At 65.3% G+C, this 8,916-nt stretch carries 6 protein-coding genes; 5 read left to right on the top strand and 1 reads right to left on the bottom strand.

All coding sequences use genetic code 11. The features are described from left to right. The first annotated feature begins 85 nt into the window (after window positions 1–85). The 4 genes from NTD80_RS17645 (at window position 86) to NTD80_RS17630 (ending at window position 3,381) form a co-directional block, all read left to right on the top strand. The gene (locus NTD80_RS17645) at window positions 86–796 is read left to right on the top strand and encodes an ABC transporter ATP-binding protein (protein WP_065909959.1); all 711 of its coding nucleotides are present in this window, start codon (window positions 86–88) and stop codon (window positions 794–796) included. 1 nt (window position 797) lies between these two features. Next, on the top strand, window positions 798–2,063 hold the full coding sequence (locus tag NTD80_RS17640) for an ABC transporter permease (RefSeq protein WP_065909957.1): 1,266 nt from the start codon (window positions 798–800) through the stop codon (window positions 2,061–2,063). An 11-nt stretch (window positions 2,064–2,074) separates the two neighbouring features. Continuing rightward, the gene (locus tag NTD80_RS17635) at window positions 2,075–2,587 is read left to right on the top strand and encodes a DUF3299 domain-containing protein (RefSeq protein ID WP_106802506.1); all 513 of its coding nucleotides are present in this window, start codon (window positions 2,075–2,077) and stop codon (window positions 2,585–2,587) included. Window positions 2,588–2,682: 95 nt separating this feature from the next. Beyond that, on the top strand, window positions 2,683–3,381 hold the full coding sequence (locus tag NTD80_RS17630; protein ID WP_106802505.1) for an OmpW/AlkL family protein: 699 nt from the start codon (window positions 2,683–2,685) through the stop codon (window positions 3,379–3,381). 166 nt (window positions 3,382–3,547) lie between these two features. Here the strand turns inward: NTD80_RS17630 and NTD80_RS17625 are convergent, their stop codons facing one another. Further along, window positions 3,548–4,432 carry a sugar nucleotide-binding protein gene (locus tag NTD80_RS17625; RefSeq protein WP_083221509.1) on the bottom strand — a complete coding sequence of 295 codons (885 nt, stop codon included), beginning with the start codon at window positions 4,430–4,432 and terminating at the stop codon, window positions 3,548–3,550. Window positions 4,433–4,598: 166 nt separating this feature from the next. On the opposite strand from NTD80_RS17625, the gene NTD80_RS17620 reads away from it, so the two are divergent. Next, on the top strand, window positions 4,599–8,846 hold the full coding sequence (locus tag NTD80_RS17620; RefSeq protein WP_262134429.1) for a DEAD/DEAH box helicase: 4,248 nt from the start codon (window positions 4,599–4,601) through the stop codon (window positions 8,844–8,846). Window positions 8,847–8,916: the final 70 nt, after the last annotated feature.

Below are 8,916 nucleotides of genomic sequence, written 5' to 3'. Positions count from 1 at the left end.
CCCCGGGCCGTGGAACCCCCGGCCAAGCCACCTTCCACACCTGATCGGTGTCATCATCCAAATCAAACCAGACCACTGACTCCCCATGACCCAAGCGTTAATCGAACTGTCTGACCTGGGCTTCAACTGGCCCGGCCACCCACAGTTGCTGGACATCCCCGCGTTCCGCCTGGAAGCAGGGGAGACCCTGTTTCTCAAGGGCCCGAGCGGCAGTGGCAAAACCACCTTGCTCGGCCTGCTCGGCGGCGTGCAGAAGCCCAGCCGCGGCAGCATTCGCCTGCTCGGCCAGGAGCTGACCGAACTCTCGGCCGGCGCCCGCGACCGCTTTCGCGTCGACCATACCGGCTACATCTTCCAGCAGTTCAACTTGCTGCCGTTCCTGTCGGTGCGCGAAAACGTCGAGCTGCCCTGCCACTTTTCCAAGCTGCGTGCGCAGCGGGCGATCCAGCGCCACGGCAGTGTCGACCAGGCTGCTGCCACCCTGCTCGCGCACCTGGGCTTGAAGGACCGGGACTTGTTGGAGCGCCGCGCCGACTCGCTGTCGATCGGCCAGCAACAACGCGTTGCCGCCGCCCGTGCGTTGATCGGCCAGCCAGAATTGGTGATCGCCGACGAGCCCACCTCGGCCCTGGACTACGACGCCCGCGAAGCCTTCATCCAGTTGCTGTTCGCCGAATGCCGCGAGGCCGGCGCCAGCCTGTTGTTTGTCAGCCATGACCAGAGCCTGGCGCCGCTGTTCGACCGCAACCTGTCGCTGGCCGAACTCAATCGCGCCGCCACGCCCGCAGAGGTTTGAGATGTATTTGTTCCGTCTAGCCATGGCCAGCCTGGCGAACCGCCGCTTTACCGCGATCCTCACCGCCTTCGCCATCGCCTTGTCGGTGTGCCTGCTGCTGGCGGTGGAACGCGTGCGCGTTGAGGCGCGCAACAGCTTTGCCAGCACCATCAGCGGCACCGACCTGATCGTCGGCGCGCGCTCCGGCTCGGTCAACCTGCTGCTGTACTCGGTGTTTCGCATCGGCAACGCCACCAACAACATCCGCTGGGACAGCTACGAACACTTCGCCGCCAGCCCCCAGGTGAAATGGGCCATCCCGATTTCCCTGGGCGACTCCCACCGCGGCTACCGCGTGATGGGCACCAACGAATCCTACTTCGAGCACTACCAGTACGGCCGCAAGCAGAACCTCGAACTGGCCAGCGGCCGCGCCTTCGCCACTGACCCGTTCGAGGTGGTGCTCGGCGCCGAAGTCGCCGATGCGCTGCATTACAAGCTCGGCGACAAGCTGGTACTGGCCCACGGCGTGGCAGTGGTCAGCCTGGTGAAACACGATGACAAGCCGTTCACCGTGGTCGGCATCCTCAAGCGCACCGGCACTCCGGTGGACCGCACGCTGCATATCAGCCTGGGCGGCATGGAAGCGATCCACATCGACTGGCACAACGGCGTGCCCGCCCAGGGCAAAGGCCGCATCAGCGCCGACCAGGCGCGCAACATGGACCTCACCCCGCAGGCCATCACCGCGTTCATGCTCGGCCTGAACAACAAGATTTCCACCTTCGCGCTGCAACGCGAGATCAACGAGTTCCGTGGCGAGCCGATGTTGGCGATCCTGCCGGGCGTGGCGCTGCAGGAGCTGTGGAGCATGATGGGCACCGCCGAAAAAGCCTTGTTCGTGATCTCGCTCTTCGTGGTGCTGACCGGGCTGATCGGCATGCTCACGGCGATCCTCACCAGCCTCAACGAACGCCGCCGCGAAATGGCGATCCTGCGTTCGGTGGGCGCACGGCCCTGGCATATCGCGACCTTGCTGATCTTCGAAGCCTTTGCACTGGCCTTGTCCGGCGTGATCGCGGGGGTCGGCCTGCTGTACGTGTGCATCGCCGCGTCGCGCGGGTATCTGCAGGCCAATTACGGCCTGGACCTGCCGATGTCGTGGCCGAGCGAATATGAATGGACGCTGCTGGCCGGTATCCTCGGCGCAGCGCTGTTGATGGGCAGCGTGCCCGCGTGGCGCGCCTATCGACAATCCCTGGCCGATGGCCTGTCCATACGTTTATGAGGAAGGCTTCGATGCGTCGCGTCCTGTTTGCACTGTTTCTGCTGATGGCCCTGCCGGCCTGGGCCGCTGAGCCTAAAGAGCTGACCTGGTCGGAGCTGATCCCGCCGGATGCCGAACCGGAAATACCGAACATGCAGCCGCTGCACAACTTGTCCGGGATGGCCGACGCGCTGGAGTCGGCGCCAGCGGCCAAGCAGGAAATGCCCCACGCGCCGGTGGTACAGGGCCTCGATGGCCAGCACATTCGTCTGCCGGGGTATATCGTGCCGCTGGAAGTCAGCGAAGCGGGCCGCACCACCGAGTTCTTGCTGGTGCCGTATTTCGGCGCGTGCATCCATGTGCCGCCGCCGCCGTCGAACCAGATCGTGCATGTGAAAAGCGAAGTCGGCGTGAAGCTCGATGAGCTCTACCAGCCGTACTGGATCGAAGGCGCGATGCAGGTCAAACCGTCTACCAGCGAGCTGGCCGACGCCGGTTACCAGATGGACGCCGAGAAGATTTACATCTACGAACTGCCGCAATAGCGCTGATCGACCTTTCATTGAGCTGAGTCAAAAGATCGAGCGGAACGATCTTTACCATTGGACGTACAACTTTTAAACGTCCTTTTGGAGCTCCCATGAACAAGTCTCTGCTCGGCGCGTCCCTCTTCGCGCTCGCCCTCGCCGCCCCCGTCGTCCACGCTCACGAAGCGGGCGATATTCTGGTGCGCGCCGGTGCAATCACCGTGAACCCGAAAGCCGACAGCGGTCACGTGAAGGTTGACCAGGGTCCATTGGCGGGCACCAACCTGGGCGGCAAGGCGACCATGAGCAGCGACACCCAGCTGGGCTTGAACTTTGCCTACATGCTGACCAACCACGTGGGTATCGAGCTGCTGGCGGCCACCCCGTTCGAGCACGACGTGAAGATCAAAGGCACCGCCCTGAGCCCGGCCAACGGCAAGCTCGGCACCCTCAAACACCTGCCGCCGACCCTGAGCGTCGTGTACTACCCGCTGGACAACAAGTCTGCGTTCCAACCGTATGTGGGCGCCGGCATCAACTACACCTGGATCTACGACGAACACGTCGGCAGCCGCGCACAGGGCGAAGGCTTCAGCAACTTCAAGGCCGAGAACTCCTGGGGCTGGGCGGCGCAGATCGGCGCGGACTACATGATCAACGACAAGTGGATGATCAACGCCCAGGCGCGCTACATCGACATCAGCACCAAGGCGACGGTGGAAAACAACGCCGTGGCACCTGGCACTCGCGCCAAGGTAAACGTTGATGTGGACCCGATGGTGTACATGGTGGGCATCGGCTACAAGTTCTAACCCAGGTTCCACTCACGCTGCATAACCTATGTGGGAGCGGGCGGGTGCAGGAGCTGGCTTGCCTGCGATAGCATCGCCTCGGTGCAACTGACAGACCGAGGCGATTTTATCGCGGGCACGCCCGGCTCCCACACCCGCCCGCTCCCACGTTGGTTTTGGGGTTGGGTCAGCCGTGCCGGTAGAACCGATCCAGCAACGCCGGCAACCCCGCCCGCCACGCCCGTGGCTTGATGCCGAAGGTGTGGAGGATTTTCTTGCAGGCCAGCACCGCGTGCTGCGGTTCGTCGCCGGCATCCGGCCGGGCCGCGTGGGCCTGGGCGGTGGGCGCTTCGATAGCCAGCGGGTGGAAGTTGCGCGCCTCGGTCAGGATCGCCTGGCCCAGCGCCAGCGGTGTAGTCGCCTCATGCCCGGCGTAGTGGTAAGTGCCCCACAGCGGCGCGGCACAATCGAGTTGCTTGAGCACCGAGATGATCACCCGCGCAGCGTCATCCACCGGCGTCGGGTTGCCGCGACGGTCATCTGCCATCAGCAATTCATCCGGCTTCTCGGCCCGCGCGAGGAAGCGCCCGAGGGTGCCGTCGATGCTGTCATCCAGCAGCCAGCCAAAGCGCAGCAGCACATGTTGCGGGCACGTGGCGCGCACACTTTGCTCGATACGCCACAGCGCCTGGCCGCGCAGGCCCAAGGGCACCGGCTCGTCTTTTTCGCTGTAGGCGGTGGCGCGGGAGCCATCGAACACGCGGTAGCTGGACGGTTGCAGCAAGGTGATGTTGTGGTGCTGGCACAGTTCGGCCAGGCGTTCGATGGCGAACTCCTGGGCAGCCAGGCGGGTTTCGCTGACAGCCTCGGCCTGGAACCAGTCGAAATAGTAGGCGAGGTTGATCAACGCATCGGGACGGGTGTCGTCGAGCAATTGGGTGAGGCTTGCGGCATCCCAGCCGTCGGTGGGCGGTTTGGGTGCGAGGAAACCAATGTCTTCCTCTGCACCGAGGCGAATCAGCGCCTGCCCGAGGGCATTCCCGCCGCCCAGTAACATAAGGCGCATTCGCATAGATTGAGCAGGCCCGGTCTGTTTGGAACGATGGTTATTGTCGGCAGGCCCGTGAGCCAGCCGTAGGTGTATTCCAGAATCGTTGCATTTTGCGGGTTTGTAGCGCAACCGTCACGGATAAAGTGCGGGGGTTGCAACTTGACCTCATGGGTTGCATATAAGAGTCATGAACCTTCCCGAATCAACGGACACGGTATTGGACGGCTTCCACCCCGCCGTCAGCACCTGGTTCCGCAGCACCTTCCCTTCGGTGACCAGCGCGCAGGCCCAGGCATGGCCGCTGATCCGTCAACGCCGCTCGACGCTGATCGCCGCCCCCACCGGCTCGGGCAAGACGCTGACCGCGTTCCTGGCGGTGCTGGACGACCTCGTCCATCAGGGCCTGGCCCACGGCGGGCAACTGCCGGACGAGACGCTGGTGGTGTACGTGTCGCCGCTCAAGGCGCTGTCCAACGATATCCAGATCAACCTGCAAACCCCGCTGGCGGGGATCACCGAGCACCTGCAGGCCATGGACCTGCCGCCGCTGGTGATCCGTACCGCCGTACGCACCGGCGACACCCCGCAAAAAGACCGGGCGCTGATGCGCAAGCGCCCGCCGCATATCCTGGTGACCACCCCGGAATCGCTCTACGTGCTGCTGGGCTCCGACTCCGGCCGGCAAATGCTGGCCAGCACGCGCACGGTGATCGTCGATGAAATCCACGCGATCGCCGCCGGCAAGCGCGGTAGCCACCTGGCCCTGAGCCTGGAGCGCCTGCAGGGTTTATGCGGCGAACCGCTGACCCGCATCGGCCTGTCGGCCACGCAGAAACCTATCGAGGCCGTGTCGCGCTTTCTGGTCGGCACAGGGCGCTCGTGCGACATCGTCGATATCGGCCATGCCCGCCCCCGCGACCTGGATATCGAAGTGCCGCCGGTGCCGCTGTCGGCAGTGATGGCCAATGATGTCTGGGAGTTGGTCTACGATCGCCTCGCTGCGCTGGCCCGCGAACACCGCACCACGCTGATTTTCGTCAATACCCGGCGCCTGGCCGAGCGCCTGGCCCGGCACATGAGCGAGCGCCTGGGCAAGAACGCCGTCGCCGCCCACCACGGCAGCCTGGCCAAGGAACTGCGCCTGGACGCCGAGCAACGGCTCAAGGCCGGCGCGCTGCAAGTGCTGATCGCCACCGCATCGCTGGAGCTGGGGATTGATATCGGTGACGTCGACCTGGTGTGCCAGATCGGCTCGCCAGGGTCCATCAACGGCTTTCTGCAACGGGTCGGGCGCTCCGGCCACCAGGTTGGCGGCACGCCCAAGGGCCGTCTGTTCGCCACCACGCGCGATGACCTGATCGAATGCGCCGCCCTGCTCGACTGCGTACGCCGGGGTGAACTCGACACGTTGCACATTCCCGTGGCGCCGCTGGACGTGCTGGCCCAGCAGATCATCGCCGAGGTCAGCGCCCAGGAGTGGTCGGAAGCGGCGCTGCTGGCGCTGATCCGCCGCGCCGCGCCGTATGCCGAACTGGATGAGCGCCACTACCAGGCGCTGCTGCAGATGCTCGCCGACGGCTACAACGGTCGCCAGGGCATCCGCAGCGCCTACCTGCACCGCGACGCTGTGACCCATACCCTGCGCGGCCGCCGGGGCGCCCGGCTGACCGCCGTGACCAGCGGCGGCACCATCCCGGACAATCCCGACTACAGCGTGTTGCTGGAGCCGCAGAGCCTGAACATCGGCAGCGTCAACGAAGACTTCGCGGTGGAAAGTATCGCCGGGGATATCTTCCAGCTCGGTAATACGTCCTACAGGATTTTGCGGGTCGAGGCCGGCAAGGTGCGCGTCGAGGATGCCCACGGCCAGCCACCGACCATTCCGTTCTGGCTCGGCGAGGCACCGGGGCGCAGCCATGAATTGTCGGCGGCCGTGGCACGTTTGCAGGGGCAGCTGGACTCGCTGCTCAGCGCCAGCCCCGGTGACCTGCAACCGGCGCAGGACTGGCTCACCGACACCCTCGGCCTGAACCGCGCCAGCGCCGAACAGATCCTCGACTACCTGGCCCGTGCGCGCCTGGCCCTCAGCGCGTTGCCGTCCCAGGACACGTTGATCATGGAGCGGTTTTTCGACGAGTCCGGCGGCACCCAACTGATTATCCACACGCCGTTCGGCAGCCGCATCAACCGCGCCTGGGGCCTGGCCCTGCGCAAGCGTTTTTGCCGTACGTTCAACTTCGAGCTGCAGGCGGCGGCCAGCGAAAATGCCATCGTGCTGTCGCTGTCCACCAGCCACAGCTTCGAGCTGGACGAAGTGTGGCGCTATCTCAACAGCCACAGCGCCGAACACCTGCTGATCCAGGCGGTGCTGGACGCGCCGCTGTTCGGCGTGCGCTGGCGCTGGAATGCCGGCGTGGCCCTGGCGCTGCCGCGTTATACCGGCGGGCGCAAGGTCGCGCCGCAAATCCAGCGCATGAAAAGCGAAGACCTGATCGCCAGCGTGTTCCCCGACCAGATCGCCTGCCTGGAAAACCTTGCCGGCGAACGCGAAGTGCCCGCGCATCCGCTGGTGGAACAAACCCTCGATGACTGCCTGCACGAAGCCATGGACGGCGACGGTTGGCTGGCCCTGCTGCGGCGCATGGAGGGCGGCGACGTGCGCTTGATCAGCCGTGACCTGCCGGCGCCCTCGCCGATGGCCGCGGAAATCCTCAGCGCGCGCCCCTACACTTTTCTCGACGATGCCCCGCTGGAAGAACGCCGCACCCAAGCCGTGCTCAACCGACGCTGGAGCGACCCGCAGAGCACCGACGACCTTGGCGCACTGGACGCGGACGCCATCGCCGGGGTTCGCGAAGAAGCCTGGCCAGCGCCCCACAGCCTGGATGAAATGCATGAGGCGTTGATGAGCCTGGCCTGCATCGCCGCTCACGAGGTCACGCCGCAATGGGCCGAGTGGCTTCACGCCTTGGCCAAGGGTGGGCGCGCCTATGCATTGCACAACGGCCTGTGGGTGGCGGTCGAGCGCCTGAGCTGTTTGCAGGCGATTTATCCCAACGGCTTGCCGCTGCTCCCGGGCTTCGATGAGCCCTGGACCTACGACGAAGCGCTGGTGGAAGTACTGCGCGCGCGCCTTGGCGGCTTCGGTCCGCTGACCTTGATCGAGATCGCCGCGCCCCTGGCCTTGCCGGTGGCTGATGTCACGCAGGCGTTGGCCCGCCTGGAGCAGGAAGGCTACGTGCTGCGTGGGCGTTTCAGCCCTGGGGCCGACGCAGAGCAATGGTGCGAACGCCACCTGCTGGCGCGCATTCATCGCTACACGGTCAAGCGCCTGCGCCGGGAAATCGAGCCGGTGGCGCTGCAGGACTTCATGCGTTTCCTGTTCGATTGGCAGCACTTGTCCGAGAGCACCCGTGGCCAGGGCAGCGCGATGTTGGCGCAGATCGTCGGCCAGTTCGAAGGCTACGCCGCTGCCACGTCCGCCTGGGACACTGATTTGCTCAGCGCGCGGCTCAAGGATTATTCCTCCACCTGGCTCGATGAGTTGTGCCGCAGCGGCAAGCTGGTGTGGACGCGCTTGAGCAACAAGGCCAGCGCCATCGCCCTGCGCAGCACGCCGGTGGTGCTGTTGCCGCGCAGCCAGGTGCCGCTGTGGAGCGGGCTGACCGAACCCACCGACAGCACGACGCTGTCGCCCAAGGCGCAGAAAGTCCACCTGGCCCTGCGCGAACATGGCGCGCTGTTTTTTGATGAGTTGGTGCACGAAGCCCACCTGCTGCGCAGCGAGCTGGAAAGTGCCTTGCAGGAACTGGTCGGTGCCGGCCTGGTGAATGCCGACAGCTTTGCCGGGCTGCGGGCGTTGACCACGCCGGCGAGCAAACGCCAGGCGCGCAGCAGCCGGCGCGGGCGTGGGGCGTTTGTCGGCGGCATGGACGATGCCGGGCGCTGGGCACTGATCCGGCGCCCCGCGACCGCCGCCGGCGCGCACTCGGCGGAGACCTTGGAGCATGTGGCGATGACCTTGCTGCGCCGCTACGGCGTGGTGTTCTGGCGGCTGCTGGAGCGAGAGGCGGACTGGTTACCGAGCTGGCGCGAATTGCTGCGCACGTTCCATCGGCTGGAAGCGCGCGGTGAGATTCGCGGCGGGCGATTTGTCAGTGGTTTGGCGGGTGAGCAGTTTGCGTTGCCGGAAGCAATCCCGCTGCTGCGTGAGGTGCGACGGCGCCCGCATGATGGAAGTCTGATTGCAGTGTGCGGGGCCGATCCGCTGAACCTGGTGGGCACGTTGTTACCCGGCAGCAAAGTGCCGGCGGTCAGCGGTAATCGGATTGTGTATCGCGATGGGTTGCCGGCGGCGGTGATGGTCGCGGGCAAGCAGCAGGTGTTGCTGGAGGTGGACCAGCAGGCGGTGCAGGAGAAGTTGATCAGGCATTAGGGATGCCTTATCTGACACCAGCGCAGGCAAGCCAGCGCCTACATTTGTACGGGTTCACACGGTCGAGAAT

The organism is Pseudomonas sp. 13B_2.1_Bac1, from assembly GCF_025466155.1.
In the GTDB taxonomy this organism is placed as follows: Bacteria; Pseudomonadota; Gammaproteobacteria; order Pseudomonadales; family Pseudomonadaceae; genus Aquipseudomonas; species Aquipseudomonas aylmerensis.
The sequence above is the reverse complement of the archived record's forward strand: the minus strand, read 5'-3'. Positions and strand labels throughout refer to the sequence as shown.